Annotated in this window: 22 protein-coding genes; all 22 read left to right on the top strand. The window is 31.4% G+C overall.

Going from position 1 to position 25,218, the window contains the following annotated elements; all coding sequences use genetic code 11:
* Nucleotides 1–15: 15 nt before the first annotated feature.
* On the top strand, nucleotides 16–792 hold the full coding sequence (gene rfbF, locus ACST14_RS08505) for a glucose-1-phosphate cytidylyltransferase (protein ID WP_459462570.1): 777 nt from the start codon (nucleotides 16–18) through the stop codon (nucleotides 790–792).
* The gene (gene rfbG, locus ACST14_RS08500; protein ID WP_459462568.1) at nucleotides 786–1,883 is read left to right on the top strand and encodes a CDP-glucose 4,6-dehydratase; all 1,098 of its coding nucleotides are present in this window, start codon (nucleotides 786–788) and stop codon (nucleotides 1,881–1,883) included. The genes rfbF and rfbG overlap by 7 nt, the downstream gene beginning before the upstream one ends.
* Nucleotides 1,880–2,932 carry an NAD-dependent epimerase/dehydratase family protein gene (locus tag ACST14_RS08495; RefSeq protein WP_459462566.1) on the top strand — a complete coding sequence of 351 codons (1,053 nt, stop codon included), beginning with the start codon at nucleotides 1,880–1,882 and terminating at the stop codon, nucleotides 2,930–2,932. Before rfbG ends, ACST14_RS08495 begins: the two co-directional genes overlap by 4 nt.
* Entirely contained in the window at nucleotides 2,929–4,767 is a 1,839-nt protein-coding gene (locus ACST14_RS08490; protein ID WP_459462564.1) for a thiamine pyrophosphate-binding protein, read from the top strand. Before ACST14_RS08495 ends, ACST14_RS08490 begins: the two co-directional genes overlap by 4 nt.
* A gap of 6 nt (nucleotides 4,768–4,773) precedes the next feature.
* Complete coding sequence (locus ACST14_RS08485; RefSeq protein WP_459462562.1) at nucleotides 4,774–5,643, top strand: acetaldehyde dehydrogenase (acetylating); 870 nt, start codon at nucleotides 4,774–4,776, stop codon at nucleotides 5,641–5,643.
* A 9-nt stretch (nucleotides 5,644–5,652) separates the two neighbouring features.
* Nucleotides 5,653–6,666 carry a 4-hydroxy-2-oxovalerate aldolase gene (gene dmpG, locus ACST14_RS08480; protein WP_459462561.1) on the top strand — a complete coding sequence of 338 codons (1,014 nt, stop codon included), beginning with the start codon at nucleotides 5,653–5,655 and terminating at the stop codon, nucleotides 6,664–6,666.
* Nucleotides 6,663–7,718 carry an NAD-dependent epimerase/dehydratase family protein gene (locus ACST14_RS08475; RefSeq protein ID WP_459462559.1) on the top strand — a complete coding sequence of 352 codons (1,056 nt, stop codon included), beginning with the start codon at nucleotides 6,663–6,665 and terminating at the stop codon, nucleotides 7,716–7,718. The genes dmpG and ACST14_RS08475 overlap by 4 nt, the downstream gene beginning before the upstream one ends.
* Nucleotides 7,719–7,739: 21 nt before the next feature.
* Complete coding sequence (gene rfbH, locus ACST14_RS08470) at nucleotides 7,740–9,050, top strand: lipopolysaccharide biosynthesis protein RfbH (RefSeq protein ID WP_459462557.1); 1,311 nt, start codon at nucleotides 7,740–7,742, stop codon at nucleotides 9,048–9,050.
* 2 nt (nucleotides 9,051–9,052) lie between these two features.
* Complete coding sequence (locus tag ACST14_RS08465; RefSeq protein WP_459462555.1) at nucleotides 9,053–10,048, top strand: glycosyltransferase family 2 protein; 996 nt, start codon at nucleotides 9,053–9,055, stop codon at nucleotides 10,046–10,048.
* Complete coding sequence (locus ACST14_RS08460) at nucleotides 10,011–11,276, top strand: MATE family efflux transporter (protein ID WP_459462553.1); 1,266 nt, start codon at nucleotides 10,011–10,013, stop codon at nucleotides 11,274–11,276. The genes ACST14_RS08465 and ACST14_RS08460 overlap by 38 nt, the downstream gene beginning before the upstream one ends.
* Nucleotides 11,269–12,471: a glycosyltransferase family 4 protein gene (locus ACST14_RS08455; RefSeq protein ID WP_459462551.1), complete on the top strand. Its 1,203-nt coding sequence runs from the start codon at nucleotides 11,269–11,271 to the stop codon at nucleotides 12,469–12,471. Before ACST14_RS08460 ends, ACST14_RS08455 begins: the two co-directional genes overlap by 8 nt.
* A complete protein-coding gene (gene wzy, locus ACST14_RS08450) occupies nucleotides 12,471–13,871 on the top strand; it encodes an O-antigen polysaccharide polymerase Wzy (protein ID WP_459462549.1) in 1,401 nt (466 codons plus the stop codon). The genes ACST14_RS08455 and wzy overlap by 1 nt, the downstream gene beginning before the upstream one ends.
* Nucleotides 13,864–15,069, top strand: coding sequence for a hypothetical protein (locus ACST14_RS08445; protein WP_459462547.1), 1,206 nt, complete (start codon nucleotides 13,864–13,866; stop codon nucleotides 15,067–15,069). The genes wzy and ACST14_RS08445 overlap by 8 nt, the downstream gene beginning before the upstream one ends.
* Nucleotides 15,056–16,204, top strand: coding sequence for an N-acetyl sugar amidotransferase (locus ACST14_RS08440; RefSeq protein WP_459462545.1), 1,149 nt, complete (start codon nucleotides 15,056–15,058; stop codon nucleotides 16,202–16,204). Before ACST14_RS08445 ends, ACST14_RS08440 begins: the two co-directional genes overlap by 14 nt.
* Nucleotides 16,201–16,815: an imidazole glycerol phosphate synthase subunit HisH gene (hisH, locus tag ACST14_RS08435; RefSeq protein WP_459462543.1), complete on the top strand. Its 615-nt coding sequence runs from the start codon at nucleotides 16,201–16,203 to the stop codon at nucleotides 16,813–16,815. The genes ACST14_RS08440 and hisH overlap by 4 nt, the downstream gene beginning before the upstream one ends.
* A 9-nt stretch (nucleotides 16,816–16,824) precedes the next feature.
* Nucleotides 16,825–17,604 (top strand): AglZ/HisF2 family acetamidino modification protein, encoded by a 780-nt coding sequence (locus ACST14_RS08430; protein ID WP_459462541.1) that lies wholly within the window; start codon nucleotides 16,825–16,827, stop codon nucleotides 17,602–17,604.
* The gene (locus ACST14_RS08425; protein WP_459462539.1) at nucleotides 17,605–18,645 is read left to right on the top strand and encodes a polysaccharide biosynthesis protein; all 1,041 of its coding nucleotides are present in this window, start codon (nucleotides 17,605–17,607) and stop codon (nucleotides 18,643–18,645) included.
* Nucleotides 18,646–18,647: 2 nt separating this feature from the next.
* Complete coding sequence (locus ACST14_RS08420; RefSeq protein ID WP_459462537.1) at nucleotides 18,648–19,763, top strand: polysaccharide biosynthesis C-terminal domain-containing protein; 1,116 nt, start codon at nucleotides 18,648–18,650, stop codon at nucleotides 19,761–19,763.
* Between the two features lie 2 nt (nucleotides 19,764–19,765).
* Nucleotides 19,766–20,899 carry a non-hydrolyzing UDP-N-acetylglucosamine 2-epimerase gene (gene wecB, locus ACST14_RS08415; RefSeq protein ID WP_459462535.1) on the top strand — a complete coding sequence of 378 codons (1,134 nt, stop codon included), beginning with the start codon at nucleotides 19,766–19,768 and terminating at the stop codon, nucleotides 20,897–20,899.
* An 8-nt stretch (nucleotides 20,900–20,907) separates the two neighbouring features.
* Nucleotides 20,908–22,125 (top strand): glycosyltransferase family 4 protein, encoded by a 1,218-nt coding sequence (locus ACST14_RS08410; protein WP_459462533.1) that lies wholly within the window; start codon nucleotides 20,908–20,910, stop codon nucleotides 22,123–22,125.
* Nucleotides 22,118–22,666 carry a sugar transferase gene (locus ACST14_RS08405; protein ID WP_459462531.1) on the top strand — a complete coding sequence of 183 codons (549 nt, stop codon included), beginning with the start codon at nucleotides 22,118–22,120 and terminating at the stop codon, nucleotides 22,664–22,666. Before ACST14_RS08410 ends, ACST14_RS08405 begins: the two co-directional genes overlap by 8 nt.
* Before the next feature lie 160 nt (nucleotides 22,667–22,826).
* Nucleotides 22,827–25,217 carry an SLBB domain-containing protein gene (locus tag ACST14_RS08400; protein WP_459462529.1) on the top strand — a complete coding sequence of 797 codons (2,391 nt, stop codon included), beginning with the start codon at nucleotides 22,827–22,829 and terminating at the stop codon, nucleotides 25,215–25,217.
* The last annotated feature ends 1 nt before the right edge of the window (nucleotide 25,218 follow it).

Genomic DNA, 25,218 nt, shown 5'->3' with positions numbered 1-25,218 from the left:
TTAATTTAAACTAATATGAAAGTTGTAATATTTGCTGGAGGATTTGGTACCAGATTAATGGAAGAAACAGAAGCCAGACCTAAACCAATGGTAGAAATAGGGGGTAAACCAATATTATGGCATATTTTAAAAATGTACGAACATTATGGATACAATGAATTTGTCATTTGTTTAGGGTATAAAGCAACTTATATTAAAGAATACTTTTACAACTATTATCTGCACAATTCAGATGTAACGATTGAATTAGCTAATAATAACATTAAGGTACATTATTCTGAAACGGAGTCTTTTAAAGTCACCTTAATAGATACAGGTTTACATACTAATACGGCAGGTCGTTTGAAGCGTATTCAAAAATATGTTAAAGACGAAACTTTTATGTTGACTTATGGTGATGGTGTCGCTAATGTCAATTTTAGAGAATTGTTAGCGTTTCATCAATCGCATGGACGTTTGGCTACTTTGACAAGTGTACAAATTCCAGGTCGTTTTGGAAATTTAGAAATTAACACAGCGGGTGAAGTAGGAACTTTTGTGGAAAAACCAGCAGGCGACGGTATGTGGATTAATGGAGGGTTTTTTGTTTTAGAGCCAGGTATATTTAATTATCTTTCTGAAGATATGGAGGATGTTCAATGGGAAAAAGGTCCTTTAGTAGCTATTGCAGCACATAATCAACTAGCAGCTTACAAACATAATGGTTTTTGGAAATGTATGGATGCCTTGAGAGATCGGATTGAATTAGAAGAAATGTGGAACTCTGATAATGCTCAATGGAAAACATGGTAAATTTTCAACAATTAGAAAATACGTATAAAGGAAAGAAAGTTTTCTTAACGGGACATACTGGTTTTAAAGGAGCTTGGATGTTGAAGACTTTGTCTTTGTTAGGTGCAGAAATTAAAGGTTATGCATTGGAACCTCAAACACAGAATGATTTATTTCATTTAATCGAGGGCAAAAAATTGTGTCAGTCAGTTATTGCTGATTTGAGAGATAAGGAAAGACTAGAATCAGAAATAGTAGTATTCCAACCGGATTTTATTTTTCATTTAGCGGCTCAACCACTTGTAAGATTGTCCTATGAAATCCCTACAGAGACCTTTGAGGTAAATGTGATTGGAACAGCGAATGTTTTGGATGGGGTAAAACGTTTTCAAAAAAAGTGTAGTGTTGTTTTAATTACTACAGATAAAGTATACTACAATAATGAATGGATATATCCCTATCGAGAGAACGATCGACTAGGAGGTTATGATCCTTACAGTGCAAGTAAAGCATGTGCTGAATTACTAATTGATTCCTATCGTAATTCTTTTTTTAATATTAAAGATTACGATAAACATTTAAAAGGGATTGCAGTAGCTAGAGCCGGGAATGTAATTGGGGGTGGCGATTGGTCTAAAGATCGATTGATTCCAGATATTGTTCGTTCCTTGATGATAAATAATCCTATTGTAATACGAAACCCCAATGCAGTGCGCCCTTGGCAACATGTTTTAGAGCCTATTGTAGGCTATTTGAGCTTAGGTATGCATTTAGAAAACGAACCTTTAAATTTCTCACAAGCCTATAATTTTGGACCGCAATCGGAAGATGCTTTGTCGGTAGAAGAAATGGTACAATTGGCTATTGATTCTTGGGGTTCTGGAGAATATCAAGTAGAAAATGAATCAAACCAGCCTCATGAAGCAGGGTTGTTGAAATTGGATATTAGTAAAGTGAAATCAGAGTTGAATTGGGTCCCTAAAATGAATGCAATAGAAACTATATCATTAACATTGGATTGGTACAGAGAATTTTATAATAAAGAAAAAAATATTTGTGACTTTTCATCTCAGCAGATTAACCATTTTTTATATTACAACTCTTTCAAATGATAAAATATTTTGAAGATGATTTGAATTTAGTATTGGATAATACTTTTTATTCTTGGAAAGAAATTAAAAATAAAACGATTTTTTTAACCGGGGGGACTGGTTTTTTTGGCATTTGGTTAATAATGAGTTTTATCCATATAAACCAAACGCTAAAATTAAACTCTAAGATTATTTTATTGACTAGGAATAAAAATCTATTTATAAAAAAACATGAATGGCTAATTGAATATTCGGAGATAAGTTTTGTGGAGGGGGATGTTACAAGTTTTGATTTTATTGAAGACGATATTGATTATATAATTCATGCTGCTACGGAGGCTAGTGTAAAATTAAATGTTGAAGAACCATTAACTATGTTTGAAACAGTTGTTAATGGTACAAAAAGAGTTTTAGATTTTGCTCAATTAAAAAAAATTAAGTCCTTTTTATTTACAAGTAGCGGTGCTGTATATGGTAAACAACCATCACATTTTGAAAATATTTCTGAAGATTATCTAGGGTCGCCTAATTTATCTGATTCTAGTTCTGTTTATGGAGAAGGAAAGAGAATTGGAGAAGTTTTGTGCGCAGTATACCATAAACACTTTGATTTACCTGTAAAAATTGCAAGATGTTATGCGTTTATGGGACCCTTTATAGTATTAGATTCGCACTTCGCAGCTGGAAATTTTATTGGAAATAAGATAAAAGGGGAAGATATTATCATTGAAGGCGATGGTACTCCTATAAGATCTTATATGTATTCAGCTGATTTGGTAATTTGGCTATGGACTATTTTATTCAAAGGGAAAAATAATACTCCCTACAATGTAGGATCTAATCAGCCTGTAAGTATATCACAACTGGCAGAATTAATTTCTAACAATAATAATACCATAAAAACTAAAGTAATAGTTAAATCCAAGTTGTCTAAAAAACCTATATTAAGATATGTCCCAGACATTACAAGAGCTATGAATGAATTAAATTTAAAAGTATATACTGATATTGAAAATTGTGTAAGAAAAACTATTAATTTTTATGAAAATAATATAGATAATTCGTTATGAGTAAAAATATAAAAGTAAGTGATTTAATCGCAGATTTTTTAATTGAAAAAGAAATAAAACACGTTTTTGGTATTATCGGAGCTGGTAATGCCCATATTTTCGATTCTATAAAACAGAAAGGTTATACAGAAATTATTTGCGTACACCATGAGCAAGCCGCCTGTATGGCAATGCAAACTTATTTTAGAACAAGTGGTAAAGTAACAGCAGCCATACTTACGACGGGAGCTGGATCTACAAATGGAATAACTGGAGTTGTTAGTGCTTGGGCAGATTCAATTCCGGGAGTTATTATTTCTGGGAATGAGCATTCAAAATATGTTGATTTGCATGAAAATCTAAGAATGTGGGGTGTACAGGGGTATGATAGTCCTTCGATGGTTGAAAAAGTAACTAAGTATGCAATTCAAGCATCAAATCCGAATTCTGTAATTTATGAGTTGGAAAAAGCTTATGCAATATCTACACATGGACGACCAGGACCATGTTGGGTTGATGTGCCAATGAATGTGCAATCTTTAAATATTTCAACAGACGATTTATTACGTTTTAAAAATATAGAATTACCTGACTTAAATTTAAACTCTGAAATTGATCTATCTTCTAAAATAGAATCTATTTTAGAAGATTTGAAAAAAGCAAAGCGTCCTTTATTTTGGTTTGGAAATGGTATAAGATTGGCAAATGCAGAACAACTAATAGAACCTTTATTAAATAAATATAATATTCCCTCACTTGTTACATGGGCTGGTATTGATATAATTGATTCTAATCATTCTTTAGTATATGGTCGTGCCGGAACTTATGGACAAAGATGCGCTAATTTTATACTTCAGAATTGCGACTTATTGATTTGTATTGGAACCAGAATGGCAATTTCTCAGATAGGATATGATATTATTGAATTGGCTCGAGATGCAGAAATTGCAGTTGTAGATATTGACAAATATGAATTAGATAAATATAAGGCTAGATACAAGTACTCAATCAATTCTGATGCCAAAGATTTTATAAGTGGTTTGTTGGCTATTGAAAATGATCAAAGTTTAGATTATTCAAATTGGGTTAAAATTTGTAATCAGTATAGATTAGATTATCCTTGGGTAAATGAATTAGACCACCCTGATACTGATGGATTTATTAATTCATATAAATTTATGCAAAAATTAAATTCATATTTAAAAGTAGATCAGCACATAACTACAGATATGGGTACCGCACTTTTAAGCGGACATCAAGTTTTAAGTATTGGAAAGAATCAAAGATTAATGACTTCTACCGGATTAGGTGAGATGGGATATGGTTTACCTGCTGCAATTGGTTCTTCGATTGCGAGAGGAAACGGAGAGGTAATGTGTTTGAATTGCGATGGAGGCATGATGATGAATCTTCAAGAACTGCAAACGATAGTACATTATAAGCTACCTATTAAGTTGTTTATTTTTAACAACGATGGTTATTTAATGATTAAACATACACAAAATGCTCTTTTTAATGGAAGAAGAGCAGGTGTCGATACTAATTCTGGCGTAACCTGTCCTAATTTTAGTGCATTGGCTTTAGCTTTTGGAATTCCTTCATTTCAAATTAGAACATGGGAAGATTTTGAAAATATAATTCCCCTGGTACAAGAAATAAATGGACCAGTAATTTGTGAAGTTTTTATGCATCCACATCAATTATTTGTTCCAAAATTAGGATTAGCGATTCAAAATGATGGTAGCTTAATCTCTCCGCCTTTAGAAGATTTATCCCCTTTTCTTTCAAGGCAAGAATTGAAGAGGAATATGTTAAATGGATTGCATCCGAAGTCAATTTTGATTGAAGCTAAATAATTAAAAATGAAAAAACTTAGAGTAGCAATATTAGGAAGTGGAAATATAGGAACAGATTTATTAATTAAAATCCAGCGTTCCGAATCCTTAGAATGTGTAATGTTTATTGGTAGAAATCTTTCCTCACCTGGTATGGCTAAAGCCTTATCTTTAGGTATAAAAGTTTCAGATGAAAGTATAAATGCAATAGTTAAAAATTCAGAATTAGTCGATCTGGTATTTGATGCTACCTCAGCCAAAGACGCTAAAGTTCATTGGGAGATTTTAAATAAATTAGGAAAGATTGTTGTCGATATGACTCCTGCCAAACTAGGTGTTTTTTGTATTCCAGCAGTAAATTTGGATGAAGTATTAGAACACAGGAATGTTAATATGATCACTTGTGGCGGCCAGGCATCAATTCCTGTTGCCCATGTTATTGGCAAAACTCAGAAAAACGTTAAATATATTGAAGTGGTATCCAGTATTGCTTCAAGAAGTGCCGGGCCAGCAACTAGATTAAATTTAGATGAATATGTGGAAACAACTGAAGATGCCATTAAACATTTTTCCAATGTTTCTAGAACAAAAGTAATTTTAAATTTGAATCCCGCCATTCCATGTATTGATATGCAGACTACGATATTTGCACAGGTAGATAATCCAGATATGGATTATCTACAGACGGAGATTGATGAAATGATTAAAAAAATACAAGAATATGTACCTGGATATAGTTTACTAGTTCCTCCTGTTTTTGAAAATGGAAGAATTGTAATTATGGTAAAAGTGCAAGGACTAGGGGACTATTTACCGAAATATGCAGGTAATTTGGATATTATAAATTGTGCGGCAATAGCAGTTGCAGAGCGGTTTTCAATTTCTTATAAATTCTAATAAAATCTCATGATTAAGCAAATATTGATAAGTGATTCTACTTTACGTGATGGTAATCATGCTTGCGCTCATCAGTTGAGTATTGAGCAGATTGCTATTTATGCAGAGGCAGCAGATAAGGCGGGAGTTCCAATAGTTGAGGTTGGTCATGGGAATGGTTTAGGTGCATCCTCGCTACAAGTTGGACTTTGTAAAGAAACGGACAAGGCTATGATTGAAACCGCCCGAAAGTTTCTAAGCAAGAGTAAGCTTGGAATTCACGTAATTCCCGGATTTGCTACTATAAAGAGGGATTTAATTAATGCCATAGATATTGGAGTTGATATAATTAGAGTTGCATCACATTGTACGGAAGCAGATATTACTCAACGTCATTTAGGATATGTAAGAGAAAGAGGCAAAGAGGCTTATGGAGTATTGATGATGAGCCATATGGCATCAGCTGAAGTTTTGGTAGAAGAAGCCCATAAAATGGAACTTTATGGAGCTGAAGGAATTATAATTATGGATTCAGCAGGGGCATATTTACCTTTTGAAGTACAAGAAAAAATTTCGGCTTTAGTGAACGCATTAAAAGTTCCCGTAGGTTTTCATGCACACAATAATCTTGGAATGGCTATTGCAAATTCTATAACTGCAATTGAATCGGGGGCGAAAATGCTCGATGGAACTGCTAGAGGTTTTGGAGCAGGAGCTGGAAATGCACAAATAGAAGTTTTGGTTGCAGTTTTAGAAAAAATGGATTATGTAACTGGTATAGATTTGTATAAAATTTTAGATGCATCTGATATAGCAGAAAAAAAAGTTGTGAATGCTGTCCCAATTATTAAATCTGAAAGTATCATTAGTGGATTATCTGGTGTGTTTTCGGGCTTTTCTAAGCATGTTTCAAGAATTTCAAGTGAATATGAGGTAGATCCAAGAGATGTGTACCGAGAATTGGGAAAGAGAAAAATTGTTGCAGGTCAAGAAGATATTATTATAGAGGTCGTAATGAATTTAATGAGAAATCGAAAATTATGAATTTAGCTATAAATAAAATTGTCTTTGAGGATTGTAAAAAGTCATGTGTTGAAATCGATAGCTTTTCAGTTTTAAACAATCAATCAATACTTATTACTGGCGGAACAGGTTTTGTTGGTAAATGGATTGTTGAAATGGTTTCTTACATTAATAGTTCTAGCAATTTAAATATTAAATTATATTTATTGGGCAGAGATATTGCAAAGTTTAAAGAAGAGGTACCTCATTTGGCACAAAAAACATTTATAAATTTTATAGAACAAGATGTAAGGTATTTACATGATTTGCCAGTTGATATTAATTATATTATTCATGCTGCAGGTTCTCCTGATAATAGAGAGCATGTTTCTGAACCATTAAGAACAATTGAAACATATTACAAAGGAACTCAATCTTTATTAGATTCAGCATCAAGAATTCCAGATCTGAAAAAAATAGTACACTTAAGTTCACACCAAGTATATGGTAATAATGGAACAGGACAACCAATAAATGAAAATTCATTTGGCTCAATTGAAGCACTTAATATTGCTAACTGTTACGCAGAATCTAAGAGAATAGCAGAAACTATATGTTCTTATTATAAGAATAATTTAAGGTTACCAATAATAATTTTAAGACCATTTGCTTTTATTGGACCATATCAAGATCTAGAAAAGCCTTGGGCAATTAATGGGTTTATTCGAGACGCTATTTTGGGAGGTCCCATTCGAATTTTAGGGAATGGTTTAACAGAAAGAAGTTATCTTTATGCAAGTGATATGGCATATTGTATTTTAAAATCATTAGTTGATGGAAAAATAGGTGAGGTTTATAATCTAGGAAGCAACTCTCCAATATCATTAAATGATTTAGCCATCAAGATACAAAATCATATTTCTTCTGATATTGAAATAGTATTTAGGTCATCAAAAGAAAATTATTTGAGTGTTTCTAAATTAGTTCCTAATACTGATAAAATAAATAATGAAATTCATTTTAAGGAAATATTTACACTTGATGAAGCAATTAGCAGAACGATTTTGTGGAATCAAGCGAAAAAAAATAATTAATAATATTTAAACAAGTAAGACATGTTACAAAATTTAAAAGAAGATAATTTAATCAGTAGTCTCAGAGGAATTGCAAAGATAAAAACAACTCAAATAATTATCCCAGGAGAAAACTATATACCTGTAACGGGTAAAGTATTAGATGAAGAAGATATTTTATTTGGTGTAGATGCAGTATTAGATGGCTGGTTAACTGCAGGAAGATTTTCAGTTAAATTTGAAAGAGAATTAGCGAATTATTTTGGTTCTCGATATTCTTTTCTGGTAAACTCTGGATCTTCAGCTAACCTTTTAGCATTTTATGCACTAACATCTCCAAAACTTGGGGACAAACAGATTATGGCTGGGGATGAGATTATTACAGTCGCCGCCGGATTCCCAACAACTATTAACCCAATGATTCAGTATGGATGTACTCCAGTATTTGTTGACATTGAGTTAAATACGTGTAATATCTCAGCCGAAAAAATTGAAGCAGCAATTACAAGTAAAACCAAGGCAATTATGTTAGCTCATGCGTTGGGAAATCCATTTAATTTAAATATAGTTACGGATTTAGCCAAAAAATATAATTTATGGTTAATTGAAGATGATTGTGATTCTTTAGGAGCAACATATAATGGAAAAAAAACTGGAACTTTCGGAGATTTAGCTACTTTATCATTTTATCCAGCGCATCATATCACGATGGGTGAGGGAGGAGCTGTATTAGTTAATAATAATAAATTAAAAAAAATTACAGAAAGTTTTCGTGACTGGGGAAGAGATTGTTGGTGCGCTCCAGGTGTAGATAATACATGCGGACTTAGATATTGTCAACAATTGGGCGATTTGCCTGACGGGTATGATCATAAATATACATATTCTCATATTGGGTTTAATTTAAAGGCAACAGATATCCAAGCAGCTATTGGTTTAAGCCAATTAAAGAAGGCAGATTATTTTATTGAGAGAAGAAGGCAAAATCATAATAAACTTTATAGCTTATTTAAACCATTAGAAGAGTACTTTATTTTGCCAGAAGCTACTCCTAATTCTAATCCAAGTTGGTTTGGTTTTCTTTTGACCATTAAGGATAGTAAACTTTTAAATAGAAATAAATTAGTAGAATATTTAGAGACGGAAAAAATAGGTACTAGACTGTTTTTTGGTGGTAATTTAACAAAACAACCAGCATATAAAGATGTAAATTATAGGATTAGTGAATCACTATCTAATACAGATAAAATTATGAATGATTCATTTTGGTTAGGAGTTTGGCCCGGTCTTAATGAAGATCATTTGCAATATATTTTTGACAAAGTAGATGCCTATATAAAAAATTCAATATAAATATGCTTTTAACTATTGGTATCCCAACATTTAACAGAATTAATAGTCTAAAAAATGTTATTTCGGAGATTCAGTTACAATTATCATCTTTAGATGAGACTTTTGAAGTTGAAGTGTTAATTTCTGATAATGCTTCTAATGATGGAACTTACGACTTTTTTAATAATAATATTTTTCCACCTAATTTTAGATATCATAGACAACTAACAAATGTCGGATTCGATCGAAATGTCAACTCATTGTTTGAATATGCGAAGGGGCAATATTTATGGACCCTATCAGATGATGATAATATTAAAGGTAATTCTATACAAATAATTTGCAATGAATTGTCGAATCATAGCTATGTTAGATTTGCATATGTTAATTATAATGTGTTTCAAAATCAGAAGCACTATCCTTCATCATGCCCATTAACCAAAGGATCATACGTAATTGACTCTGTTAAAATGCTGAATTATGTAAAATTTTCAAATACTTTGATTTCATCATGTATATTTGAAGTAAGCTATTGGAAAGTTTTTAACCCAGAAAGGTATTTTGACACAGCGTGGATCCATCTTTATATGGCTAGAGATATACTCTTAGAAGGGAAGTCTTTAGTAATTGGTGAAGTATTAGTTGAAATGCTACAGTCGGATTTAAAAGGTTCACGTAATCATAAGAGTAAAGTAGATGATATAGAGTTTTACTTCTATGCTCATCTTAAAATTGTGGAATTTTGTAGTAACTTGTCAAGTTATGGATATCCAGTTGATCAAGTAAAGGCCGCGATTCAATTTTGTATGAATGGTGATATTTCACACATAATTAATTATAAACTCACAACAAAATCATACGATTTCAAAGAAATTAAAAAAATAATTGGACGTATGTTTATCTTTCGATCTAGGAGTGTGAAGTTCTATATCACTTTTATCCCACTAATTTTATCACCTAATTTTATATTTAAATTCGCTCATGCAATTAAAAAATATTTTCAGCGTAATTCAAAATAGAGCTGCGAATTTTTTTCTTCGGGGAGTTTCAGCTTCATCCAAATTTATTGCTACTGTTATTTTTTTAAAAAATGGAGATCCACTTTTTAATAACAGAATTGCTTTAATTTTTACTACTGTTGGCTTAGCAACTTCAATCTTAGGTTTAGAACTAAATCAAATTGTTAATAGAAAGATACATTCATTTAAAAAAAATGATCAAATATACATATTGAAGAAAGAGTTTTTTATTCATTTTATCTGCTATATTATTCTTTTTCCTATTGTATATTATTTCTTTCATATTAGGATGGAACTTGACTTGTATATAACGTTAGGGATATATAGTTTGTTAATTTTCGAACATCATAATTTGGAGTTATTTAGAATTTTAATAACCTTTCTAAAACCAGATTTAGCAACACAGTTATTATTCCTTAGAACATTTTTTTGGATTTTAATAGTCTTTGTTTTAACCAATTTTTTTGGTTTTAGACTTGACTTATATTTAATTATTTTTGTGTGGAGTTTTTTTTCCTTTTTAAGTATTGTTGTTACATACGTTAAATTTAAAAATCAAGTAAACATAGCTTTTAAAGGTAGTTGTGTTTATTTGAAAGAATTAGTATCCTTAATTATTGAAGCTAAATATTTTATAGGAATGTTACTTTTTTCTAGTATTATTTCTTACCTAGATAAATTTATTTTAAATTCAAATTCTAATAGTGATTTAACTGTATATTTCTTCTTTTTTACAGTTTGTTCAATTATCTCTATTGTAGTAAGTTTTAGTGTTGGTTCATTTGAGGGTCCTAAAGCAATTAAAGTTTTTGCTTTAAATGGTTTAAATGATTATTTATTAGAAAAGGTAAAATTACAGAAAGCCTATTTAAATGTTATTGTAGCAATTACTATTTTACTTGGGATTGGAATTTTTCCTTTACTATATTTCATCAATAAGTCTGAATATTGGTTAAATATTCATTCATTTTTCATTTTATTGATTTCAGCTTCTTTGTATACTTTTTCTGATGTGTATAAGCTTGACATATTTATTGCGAAAAAAGATAGTTCAATACTATATATATTTTTGATTGCTAGTATTACTAATATTATTTTGAATTTTGTGTTGATTCGATTGTTTTCTATTCCTGGTGCAGCATACGCTAGTTTAATTACGAATAGTATAATTTTTTTTAAACTAAAGGCAAGTTCAAAAAAAGTTTTAAATCATTTTACAAATGTCTGATATATCTGTAAATATTGTATCAATCTCAAATTTATCTGATAAAAACGGTGTGAGTACTTTTATTAATGGATTTGACAAAATAAAGGAATTATTCATCAATAATGGTATTATTATAAATAAAGTATTTGTTCCAGAGGATAGTAAATCCAGTACTATAAAAAATAGTTTTTCACAGAATTCTAATGCTAACTTTAAAGCGAGGTTTCTAAAAAAAATTATATTTTATAAAATTTTGCAGTTTTTATATTTTTATATCTTTCAGGCTATTGTTATTGCAGTTAGGGTATTTCGTTTTTATTTTTCAAATAAATCTCATAGAAGTCAAGTATTTTTTTTCAATGACTTATTTGTTGCTTTTTTTACAATTAAATTACTACCCAAAAATTCTAAAACTGTAATTATATTTCATTCGAGTGATGATCCCCTTCGCGATTTTTTTATGATTTTTGCATTTTTAAAGAACACTTTTGTTGAAAATTTTCTTAGCTATATGCTTCATTTTGTAATGATTCATGTGTGTGGGATTGTCACACTTTCAGAAGATTTTGCTCGAAATTTACAAAAATCATTTCCTAATAAAACTATCAAAAATATTTATAATACCAGTTTTGTTAAGTCTTTAAAGAATGATTTTAACGTGAATGCATTTAGTAAATCTGAGGTAATTAATATTCTTGCAATTGGCTCTTTACAGTATCGTAAGGGGTTTGATTTATTAATTGCTGCAATAGGAGAGCTGTCATTAAATGTTCGCAAGAAGTGCATTCTTCGCATTGCAGGAGAGGGCGAGGAGCGAATTAATTTAGAGAAATTAATTGTTAGGTATTCTTTGCAAGATAATGTTTTATTATTGGGAAATATAGATGATGTGGGAGGCTTATTAGAAGAGTGTAGTTTTTTTTGTCTACCGAGTAGAGAGGAAGGATTGCCTATTTCATTGATTGAAGCATTATCATATTACAAACCTATAATTTGTACGCGTGTTGGTTCTTTACCGGAAATATTTGCCGAAAATGAATGTATTTTTATTAATCAAGATATCAGTGATATCGTCAGAGTACTTAATAGGTTATTAGAAAATTCTTTGCAATTAGAAACATTATCATTTAATTCTAAAAAGGTGTTTAATAGTTTGTTTTCAAATCAAAGTTTTGCAGACAAATATTCTCAATTTTTTAAGCTAGTTGTTAAATAATGGCATCAGCTTTTAACATATTAATATTTGGAGTATATTTATTTTTTTACTTTTTATTTTCAAATAATTTAATTGGAGACTTTGGGGGCAATATTTATTTATCAGCTCCTATTATTTTAAGTATTGTAATTTATATAAATTATAGAAGATACAAGACTATATTCCATATTTTAAATATTTTCAATTTTTCATCACTCTTATTTTTTTTTGGATCTCCGTTAATCAATCTTTTTCTTGCTCAGGAAAATTTTGTTTTAGAATCAATAGTTGTTTCAGAATTCAGTAAAAGAGATTTAGATTTTTGTTCGATTATTGTAATGATTTCTCTTTCAGTCATTAATTTTTCTGCGAGTCTAAATATTAACTTGTTATTTGTTAGAAACCTTGATTCTTATAATTCTAAATTTAATCACTTTTTATTTAAGGTTGGAAGTATATTGATGACGACATCTTTACCTTTCATTGTATTACTAATTGTTTTTCAAATTCAATATTTATTAGAGGCTGGATATCTTTCCATATATAATGGTGATATTGCTAATGTTAAATATCCAATTCCATTTTTGACATATGTAACTTATCCATTTTTTTACGGTTTTTGTTTAATTTGTTCAGCAGTTCCTTCTAAAAAAATCTTTAATCGATTTTTTATAATATTACTTTGTATTTCAATTTTTGAAAGCTTCAAAGGCGGGCGTTTTTCTTTAGTTTCCCCTATTCTTTATTTCTTTTGGTTTAGTACATTAGTATATCATACAAATTTTAAACTTAAGAAATTATTAATACCTTTTATACTGCTAATATCCTTGATTAGCTTTTTGACTTTAAATAGAGATAAAAGTGAAAATAGTGTAGATGTTAATAAAGTAGCCTTTTCAATTATCGCTTCACAAGGTAGATCAGTGCAACTATTTTCGCTTTATTTGGACAATAAACCTCAAGTCGAAAAATATGGTAAATATATGATAACATCAAATTTATTATTGCCATATCTAGTTATAAAGTATCCTTCTAAAATATTTCAATCTCAGAATACAGAAAGTGTTATGATTTCTAATAATTTCAAAGATATCATTACCTATGTACTTAGTCCAGATTATTATTTAAGTGGCGGTGGCATGGGTGGTACTTACATAGTTGAATTGTATGAATTAGGGTTATTATTTTGTATATTTTTCTCTTTAATTTTTGGTATATTTCTATATAATTTTTCCAATCTCACTATTAACAGTGTTTTTTTTAGATTTATTTCATATTTTCTTTTTCTTTATATTTTTATAATGCCTAGGGCTGAGGCCCTACCAAATTTTCTAAATTTAATTAAGTTAGTTTTTGTCTATCTTTTATTAAAATTTGTTTTTGTTTTCTTTAATAAAATACAGCCTCAAAAAAATGATTAGATCTGAACTAAACTATTTGCATAATGCTATTAAAAATGAAATTTATTTAGACACTAGATTTAATTCACTCATTGATAATAGTAAAATAAAAATTTCTAAGGGGCTTCCAAAGTTTCAAAGTAGATTGAATGCCTATAATTTATATGGTGATTTTTATTTAATTCTTGATTTTCTTATATCAAAATGCTATTATTTTTTTACTTTTTTTTTCTTTTGCTTGGTATTTTTAAAATCTTTTCTTTCCATTTTTTTTTCAAGGCATAAAAATATTGAATGTAAACATTTGTTTTTTATTAATTCACCGGTTTCTGCCGGTTTGGCAAAGAATTTTATATCATCAGAGAAAATTGATTTAAGAGAATGTGCTTTCTTTATTATAAATATTGATCTTAGAAAATATTTAGAAAAAGATTGTAATTATTTTGATTCATTTGAAATCATAAGTTACAAATCATTAATTTCTAGTTTTTATTTATCAATTAGAGCTTTTTTTTTGTTTAAAGGCCAATTTAGGGTTTATAATTTTCTCTATCTTAGGTGGTTAACTCAATTGGAAACTTTGAAAAACATCAGCTATCGTTACTTTCATTCATTTGATCATTATGACAGATATGCGATTTTAGCTGATTCGCAAATTTATTTTAAAAGCCAAGGTTCGGTTGAATATTTTTTACATCAACATGGTAAATTTAATAGTATTGATACAGAATTTACCTTACCCTATAAATTGAAAAATATTTCAAGTCTAGTGTTATTTGATAATAATTCTAGCCTTTTATTTTTGCAAAAAAATGTTTTTGACACTGAATGTATTGTTAATGATATTATTCTTAATAATAATCATTTTGTAACTGTTAAAAATTTTAATGAAAAAAGATTTAAAGTTTTTATTATAGGAAATCTTGCTTGTTATCAATTACACAATAGGTTAGTTAAATCGTTAGAAAGTAATTCTAATATAATATTTTATTACAAGCCTCACCCCAGCAATTTAGTGTATATAGATAATTTTAAAAATTGTATAAATATAAAAGATGTCCAATATTTTCCTGATGTTGATGTTGTTGTTTCTTATGATTCAACACTCTTAGATGAGTATACTAAATTTGGATATTTTTGTATTAGGCATAGCCTAGATGAGACTAATGAATTAAATATAATTAATAACTTAAATAAGTTCTATAATGATTGTCAATAAGAAAGAATATTTGATTTGTAATAATTGCATTATGGATACAAGTGACCCTACTATTCAATTTGATAATAGCGGGATTTGTGATTACTGTAATAATTTCAACGAAAGTATTAAGCCTAGCTGGTTAACTGATAATGTTGCGTATGAAAATCTTTTATCCATTGCAAAAAAAATTAAAGAACAAGGTAAGGGTAAAGATTTTGATTGCATAATCGGATTAAGTGGTGGATTAGACAGTTCGTATGTTGCTTATGTTGCCAAAGAAGTCATGGGTTTACGACCATTATTGTTACATGTAGATGCAGGATGGAATACAGAGCAAGCTGTATCTAATATTGAAAAACTAGTCAATGGCTTGGGGTTAGACTTATTTACAGAAGTAATTGATTGGGAAAAAATGAAAAATGTTCAAGTTGCATTTTTAAAATCTCAAATTCCAGATCAAGATTTGCCTCAGGATGCAGCTTTTTTTTCCTCATTGTATAAGTTCGCAAATAAGTATAATATAAAATCAATCATTACCGGCGCGAATTACTCAACCGAATGTTGCAGAGAGCCAGAAGAATGGGGAGGATATCCAGGTATTGATACAATTCTATTTAGTGATATCATATCGAAGCATGGAGATAAAAGTATAGGTTCTTTTCCTCTTGTTGACATTTTAAAATACAAGATTTGGGATAGGTATATAAATGGTATGGAAGTTGTAAAACCATTAAATTTAGTACCATTTTCTAAGAAAGAAGCTGAAAAACTGTTGAAAGATAAGTTTGGGTGGGAGCCATATCTACATAAGCATCATGAATCTCGGTTTACTAGATTTTATGAAGATTATTGGTTACCTAGAAAATTTGGATATGAAAAAAGAAGAGCCCATTTTTCAAGTCTTATTATGACAGGTCAAATGAATAGAGAAGAAGCATTAAAAAGGATTTCAAAGCCAGAAATGGATGAATTATTCTTGAATCAAGAATTTGAATATGTAGCTAATAAATTAGATTTAACCAATGAAGAGCTGGAAGGTATATTTAATGCTCCAAATCTTAGTTATAAATCTTATCGAAATAAGATTGGTGTAATTAAATTAGGTGCAAGGTTCATGAAAATTTTAGGATTAGAAAAAAGACTTTTTAGATGATAACTATTATTGATTACGGAGTAGGAAATATAAAGGCCTTTTACAACATTTTTAAAAAACTGTCCATAGATGTGAAAATTGCTCAAAAGCCGAGCGATTTATTAGAATCATCAAAGTTAATTTTACCAGGTGTTGGTCATTTCGATTATGCAATGAAATGCTTTAATAATTCCGGAATGCGAATTGTTGTTGATGAACTAGTTCAAAGCAAGAAAATTCCTGTACTTGGGATTTGTGTTGGAATGCAAATGATGGCAAATTCAAGTGAAGAGGGGAATATGCCTGGTTTGGGATGGATTGATGCTAAAGTAAAAAAAATTGATTCTGATTTGTTAACACAAACTACGAGGCTACCTCATATGGGTTGGAATGAAATTAGTGTTAAGAGAACAAATACTTTGTTAAGTAATCTTGAATATAACTCTAGATTTTATTTTTTGCATAGCTACTATTTTGAGCCAAATTTTGAAAACGATACAATAGCACTTTCAAAATATGGGAACGAGTTTACATGCGCAGTTAATCATGATAACATATATGGCGTTCAGTTTCATCCTGAAAAGAGTCACCAATCAGGGATCAGATTACTTCAAAATTTTTCAAATATTTAATATTCAGTAATGCTAAGACCTAGGATAATACCTTGTTTGTTAGTCAGGAATAAAGGACTTGTTAAAACCATACAATTTAAGGATGGTAAATATATTGGAGACCCCATAAATGCAGTTCGAATATTTAATGAAAAAGAGTCAGATGAATTAATGGTGTTGGATATCGATGCTACTGCTAAATTATCTGAGCCAGATTATAGAATGATTGAAAATTTGGCGACTGAATGTAGAATGCCTCTGTGCTATGGAGGGGGTATCCGAAATTTGGACCAAGCTCAGAAAATATTTTCATTGGGGGTTGAAAAAATTGCAATTAGTTCTGCTGCAGTAAAAAATCCAGCCTTAATTTCTGATATCGCCTCAAAAGTTGGGAGTCAAAGTGTAGTAGTAGTTGTCGATGTAAAGAAAAAGCTTTTCGGTGGTTATGAAATGTTTACTGATAATGGTAAGAAATCTACTGGTTTAAACCCAATTGATTTTGTAAGAAAGATGGAAAATGAGGGGGCGGGAGAAATCGTTATAAACTCTATAGATAATGATGGGGTAATGAAAGGTTACGATCTGGATTTGATTGAAAAAATAAGGAATAATATCACCTTGCCATTAACTGTTTTGGGAGGGGCCGGAGGATTAGAACATATTGGTCAAGTTATCAATAAGTATGGAATAATTGGCGCTGCAGCGGGGAGTCTTTTTGTTTTTAAAGGAAAATATAAAGCTGTATTAATTAACTACCCCAATTTTAAAGAAAAAGACGAATTAATTAATCAATATTTTAAAATTTTATAAATGCGGAATAATAATATTTTACTTATAACTGGTGGTACTGGATCATTTGGTAATGCAGTTCTAAATCGTTTTTTAAATACGGAGTATTTTACTGAAATAAGAATATTTAGTAGAGATGAGAAAAAACAAGATGATTTAAGAAAAAGAGTTTCAAATAATAAGGTCAAGTTTTATATTGGAGATGTTCGTGACAGAGATAGTTTAATCCCTGCTATAAATGGAGTTGATTATATATTTCACGCTGCAGCACTTAAACAAGTGCCATCTTGTGAGTTTTTCCCACTTGAAGCTGTAAAGACAAATATTATAGGTACTGACAATGTTTTGACCGTAGCTCAAGAATATCAAGTTAAAAAGGTTGTTGTACTTAGTACTGACAAAGCAGCATACCCGATTAATGCAATGGGAATGTCAAAGGCATTAATGGAAAAAGTTATGGTTGCTAAATCAAGAATAATTGATTCAACTAAAACTATATTTTGCGGTACAAGATATGGCAATGTAATGGCCTCAAGAGGTTCTGTAATCCCTTTATTTATTGAACAGATTAAAGCCGGGAAACCATTAACATTGACAGATCCCCTTATGACTCGTTTTATGATGACACTAGAGGATGCTGTTGATTTAGTACTTTATGCTTTTGAAAATGCAAACCAGGGTGATCTTTTTGTTCAAAAAGCTCCATCTGCAACTGTTGGGACTTTAGCTCAGGCTTTAATTGAATTGTATAAATCAACTAGTGAAATAAAAGTAATTGGGACAAGGCATGGTGAAAAATTATATGAAACTCTTGTAAATAGAGAAGATATGGTAAAAGCGGAAGATTTGGGGGAGTATTATAGAATTCCTGCTGATAATCGTGACTTGAATTACGAACAATTTTTTTCTGAGGGAACGCCTGAATTGGCAAATTTAGACGAGTATCATTCTCACAATACCTCCGTCTTAGATGTAGATGGTATGAAGAAATTATTATTAAAATTGCCAATTATAAGAAAAGATATTTTAGGAGAAGTTGACGCAATTCAATATCCATATTAATTATGATTAAAGTAGGAGTGACAGGATCGAATGGTTTTATAGGATGGCATTTATGTCAGACTTTAAGATTAGATCTTAATAAATTTGTAGTCATTGAATTTAATCGAGAATGGTTTAATGAAAATAAAAAGCTTGATATATTTGTTGCCAAATGTGATGTAATAATTCATTTAGCAGGACTTAATCGGCATAGTGAGGATGATGTTATTTATAATACAAATGTAGGGTTAGCCGAAAAATTAATTAAATCATTTAAAAGAACAGGATTTAAGGGACATGTTTTGTTTTCTTCATCAATACAAGAAGAACGGAATAATAGTTTCGGGAATTCAAAAAAACTTGCGAAGGAGTTATTATATAATTGGGCAATTAATGCAGAAGCTAATTTCAAAGGTTTAATAATTCCAAATGTATTTGGAGCATTTGGCATGCCATTTTACAATTCAGTGGTTTCTACATTTTGTCATCAATTAGTTAATGATGAAACTCCAATAATTGAAAATGATGTAACGCTCAATCTAATCTATATTAATGATTTGATAAAAGTAATTATTGATTTGATCGATATAAAGTCAAATGAAAATATTAATATCAATTACACGGATTCATATAAGGTTTCCGAAATATTGGAAATTTTGCTTTCGTTTAAAGTAAAATATTTTGATAAAGGTCAAATTCCTTATTTTAACAATAAGTTTGAATTGAATTTATTTAACACATTTCGATCATACTTTGATTTTGATACGCATTTCCCAATTAAATATACCAACAATATAGATGATCGTGGTAATTTTGTAGAAGTAATAAAATTAGAAATTGGCGGTCAAGTTTCTTTTTCTACTACAAAAAAAGGTATTACAAGAGGGAATCATTTTCACACAAGAAAGGTCGAGAGGTTTTCGGTAATTAAAGGGGAAGCGCTTATTCAATTAAGAAAAATAGGGGACATCGATACATTTGATTATTACTTGTCAGGAGCTGAACCAGCCTATGTCGATATGCCTATCTGGTATACACATAATATTAAAAATATTGGTAAAGAAGATTTATATACCGTGTTTTGGATTAATGAATTTTACAATCCAAATGATCCGGACACTTACTTTGAAATAGTATAATCATGAATAAGTTAAAAGTAATGACTGTTGTAGGCACGAGGCCTGAAATTATTAGATTAGCAAGAGTCATGAATGCCTTGGACAACTCTGATGCAATTGAACATATAATTGTTCATACTGGTCAAAATTATGACTATGAGCTGAATCAAATATTTTTTGATGATTTAGCGATTCGTAAACCGGATTATTTTTTAAATGCCGCAGGAACGACTGCCACAGAAACTATTGGAAAAATTCTGATTAACATTGACCCATTGTTAGAAGAATTACAACCAGATGCATTTTTAGTTTTAGGTGACACTAATAGCTGTTTATGTGCAATTCCTGCCAAAAAAAGACATATACCTATATTCCATATGGAAGCGGGTAATCGTTGTTTCGATCAACGTGTTCCTGAAGAAACCAACCGTAAGATTGTTGATCATATTTCAGACATCAATATGACTTATAGTGATATTGCGCGTGAATATCTATTGCGCGAGGGCTTATCTGCGGATAGAATAATCAAAACCGGTTCCCCGATGTTTGAAGTATTGAAACATTATTTGCCATCCATTAAATCTTCGAATATTTTAGAGCGACTATCATTAGAGCAAAATAATTATTTTGTCGTATCTGCTCATAGAGAGGAGAACATAAGTAGTGAATCGAATTTTAAGGGTTTAGTTACTAGTTTAAACTTAGTAGCAGAAAAATATGACTTGCCAATAATTGTAAGTACTCACCCGAGAACTAGAAAAATGATCGATGCAAAAGGAATTGTATTGCATAAAAATATACAGCTACTAAAACCTTTAGGGTTTAATGATTACAATGCATTGCAGTTGCACTCTAAAGCTGTATTATCAGATAGTGGAACAATTTCAGAGGAATCATCCATCTTGAATTTCCCTGCTTTAAACATAAGGCAAGCACACGAGCGGCCTGAAGCAATGGAAGAAGCTTCTGTCATGATGGTTGGCCTAAATCCTGAGAGAATATTACAAGGATTAATTCAGCTAGATACACAAAAAAGAGGCGATGAAAGATCATTTAGAAATGTGGCAGACTATTCTATGCCAAATGTTTCAGATAAAGTCGTTCGAATAATTGTTAGCTATGTTGATTATATCAAAAGAGTGGTTTGGTCTGAATAAAATTACTAATGAAAATATTATATGTGTCTCAGTATTTTTACCCAGAGACGTTTCGTGGGAATGATATAGTTTTTGATTTAGTTTCTAAAGGGCATGATGTAACTGTTTTGACTGGAAAGCCGAATTATCCTTTAGGATTTTTTTATGAAGGGTATAAATTTTGGGGAATTCAAAATGAGCAAATTCATGGGGCAAATGTTATTAGAATTCCAACTATTCCAAGAGGAAAAGGCGGGGCAGCAAGATTAATTCTTAATTATTGTTCATTTATTCTTTTTTCATTTTTCCCAGCAAGGTTTAAAGTTGACAGAGATTTTGATATAATATTTGTCCAACAATTGTCACCTGTTACGATGGCTTTGCCTGCGATATGGGCTTTGAAAAGAAATAAAAAAGCTAAGCTTTATTTATGGGTATTGGATTTATGGCCAGAATCAGTAACATCAACTTCTGGATTTAGTAATAGATTTGTTATTGGATTACTTGATAAATTTGTTAGATATATATATTCGAAGGCAGATTATATTCTTGTAAGTTCTAAGTTATTTGAAGAATCAATTAAGTTGAGATCTGACAATAAGATGATTATGTATTTCCCTAATTGGGCAGAAAGTTTGTATGAAAATCCGGAAATAAAAGAGGATTTAGAATTACCGGTGTTGCCAAAAGGATTCAATATCATGTTTGCCGGAAATATTGGAGAAGCCCAAGACTTTGAAACAATTTTAAAAGCGGCTAATCTTACAAAAACTGAAAGTATAAATTGGGTTTTAATTGGAGATGGACGGAAACTTAATTGGGTTAAAAGTCAAGTTAAAGTTCATGATTTGCATAATGTTTATATTTATGGGAGATACCCAATTGAGAAAATGCCAACTTTTTTTCAAAGTGCCGATGTAATGTTGCTAACATTAAAAAAATCTCCTATCTCTGAACTGACAGTTCCTGCAAAATTACAAGCTTATATGGCTTCAGGTAAAATAATTTTAGGAGCCATAAATGGAGAAGCTAAATCCATAATAAATAATAATAATGTAGGTCTAGCAAGTGAGTCTGGTGATTTTAATTCATTGTCTAGTAATGCAGTCTTTTTAAAAAATCTTACAACTCCACAAAAAATACAATTTGAGAACAACTCTAAAAATCTTTATTTCAACGAGTTTTCGAAAAACGTGTTGTTAAATAAGCTTGAAGACATGTTTATAACCAATAATTTAATTGAATAGGCTTTTTGCAATTTTTATTGTTTTAATACTCTTTCCTATCTTTCTAGCTGTGGCTTTGGCCATATTTATAGAAGACGGATCGCCCATATTCTTCAATCAAAAACGAGTAGGTGTAAATTATACATTCTTTAACATCTACAAGTTCAGAAGCATGAAGAAGAATACGCCGAATGTCGCGACGCATTTATTAGAAAATCCTGCGTCCTATTTGTTGAGAATAGGAGGTTTGATACGGAAATTTAGTTTGGACGAATTGCCTAACCTGATTAACATAATAAAAGGAGAAATGGTATTCGTGGGGCCTAGGCCGGCCTTGTATAACCAAGACGATTTAATGGCTTTACGTGTCGAAGCAGGGGTAGATAAATTGAAGCCAGGAATAACAGGATGGGCTCAAATTAATGGAAGGGATGAGATTTCCATTGAGGCTAAAGTGGCTTTGGAGAAAGAATACCTAGAGATGAAATCGGTTTGGTTTGATATGGTGATTCTGGTGAAGACTTTTACTTCAGTTCTTTTTAGTAAGGGGGTGGCACATTGAATTTTAATATGCTTTAGAAATAAAGCTCGCTAGATAGCGGGCTTTATTGTTTTTAAATATTACAATTAAATAAAAATATTTTCCACATTATTGTCGTAGCATCGCTTATCCTAAATTTTAGTTAAATTTGTTAAACTAATACGTACCATAATATTTTAGTATGAAATTATTCAGTCGAATTCTATTTACCCTTTCCTTTCTTATACTTGTTCACGCTGCTTTCTCGCAAGCAAAACGTAAAGTGGAAGATCTGAGTGATGAAGAAATTGCAACCTTCTTCGAACGTGCCCAATCCAGTGGCATGACAGAAGCACAATTAGAAAAAGCCGCGAAAACTCAAGGCTATACCTCAGCAGACATCGCAAAAATGCGTAGTCGAATGACACAATTAGGCGATAAAAAAATCAAGGAAACGACAAATAATAAGTCAAAAAGCAGTAACAAGCGTAGTGTTTCGGGCAAATTAAGTACGAAAAATAGAGCTAAAAATGCGGATGACGAAGACTTCGAGGATACTGAGAATACCGACGAAGAAATGGTGGATTCTACTAACCTCCCGAAGAAACTTATTTACGGTGCAAACCTATTCAATAACAAGAAGTTAAACTTCGAACCAGATCTTCGTATTGCTACTCCGGTGAATTATACGCTAGGACCTGACGACGAATTAAATATTGATGTTTTTGGTGAGGTAATGGATAATTATACCGTAACGGTTAGTCCAGAAGGAACGGTTAAAATACTCAATCTTTCTCCTATTTATGTGAATGGCTTAACTGTTGAAACAGCTAGCACGCGTATTGTTAGTCGTTTACGACAATTATATCAGGGTTTGAATCGTCCGGGAAGCGGGTCATCGGCCATTGTGACTTTGGGCAACGTAAGAAGCATAAAAATCACTTTAGTAGGTGAAGTGGAAAATCCGGGGTCATATACCATATCCTCTTTAGCCACCGTATTCAACGCCTTATATCTAGCTGGAGGACCCAATGAAAACGGATCCTACCGTAGCATCCGCGTGATTCGTAATAACAAAGTAGTTCGCACAATGGACTTATATGATTTCTTATTAAAAGCAGATCAGAAGGACAACATCCAATTAAAAGACCAAGATATCATCCGCGTGGGCGATTTCGACTCACATGTGGAATTAGCAGGGGAAGTAAGACGCCCCATGGTCTTCGAAGCGATTAAAGGCGAAACGTTAAAGGATATCTTACGTTATGCGGGGGGATTCACAGACAAAGCTTATACTTATTCGTTGAATGTTCGTAGAAACACGTCACGCGAAATGAAGTTATTGAATATCACGCAAGATGAAGTAGCGACTTTTCAACCACAAAATGGGGATTCCATTTCAGTGGGTAAAATCATCGAACGTTATGAAAACCGAGTGACCGTCGTAGGGGCTGTTTTCAGACCCGGTGTTTTCGCCATCGAAAATGGATTAACGACCGTAAAAGACTTAATTAAACGCGCCGAGGGACCACGTGAAAATGCGTTCTTAAGTCGTGCGACCATTTCTCGCAGAAAAGAGAATTACGATCCTGAAATGATTTCTTTTGATTTAGGCAAAGTATTAAGAGGTGAACTGGCTGACATTGCTCTGCACCGAGAAGATTCCTTAACGGTGTATTCACTAGATTCTCTTCGGGAGAACCAGCGGGTGAGTATTTTTGGCGAGGTGAATAAGCCAGGTATTTTCGAATTCCGTGCGGGCATGAAAGTGGCTGATTTGATTTTGATGGCTAAAGGTTTCAAAGAAGCGGCTAGTTATGCTAAAATCGAATTGTCCCGCCGCGTGATTACCCACGGAAGTGATAATGGGAATAATGAAAAAATTATAGTTAAGACTTTCGATATAGATGGTTCCTTAAACATCGGCAATGAAGTTAGTCAATATGAATTGAAACCTTTTGATATCATATCTATCCGTAGATCCCCTAACTATGAAGTGCAGAGGGGAGTGAGCATCGAAGGAATGGTCAATTACCCAGGTCGCTATGCCATCCCGAAAGATGATCAGAAAATTTCTGATTTAATTTTTGAGGCAGGCGGATTGAAACCGGAAGGCTACTTAGACGGGGCAATATTATACCGTGATTCAACGGTGGTAGGGGTAAGGCTATCGGAAGTTTTGAAAAACCCCGCTTCTAAAAACAACCTTCTTTTAGTGGGAAATGACCGCTTAGTCATTCCAAGGATATTAGAAACTGTTAAGTTATCAGGGGGAGTACAAAACCCGATTGCCATTGCGTACGTAGAAGGGAATTCACTTCAAGACTATTTAGATGGCGCTGGAGGATATACGGAATACGCCGACAAGAAAAATGTGTACGTGAAAGCGCCTAATGGTATTTCGACTAAGCGTAGACGCTTTCTTTTCTTCCGAATTAATCCTACAGTTGTTCCTGGCTCAGAAATAGTTATTCCTGAATTCCCTACGAATATGAAGAAAGGTTTAACGACGGCTGAAGCGGTAGGTTTATCGTCTGCCCTTGTTTCAGTAGCACTTACGTTGACCACATTGATTAATAATTTGACTAAATAAT

The sequence above is a fragment of the Aquirufa sp. A-Brett2-15D genome (assembly GCF_054558735.1).
Note: the sequence above shows the minus strand (reverse complement) of the source record. Positions and strands in the feature narration are given on the sequence as shown.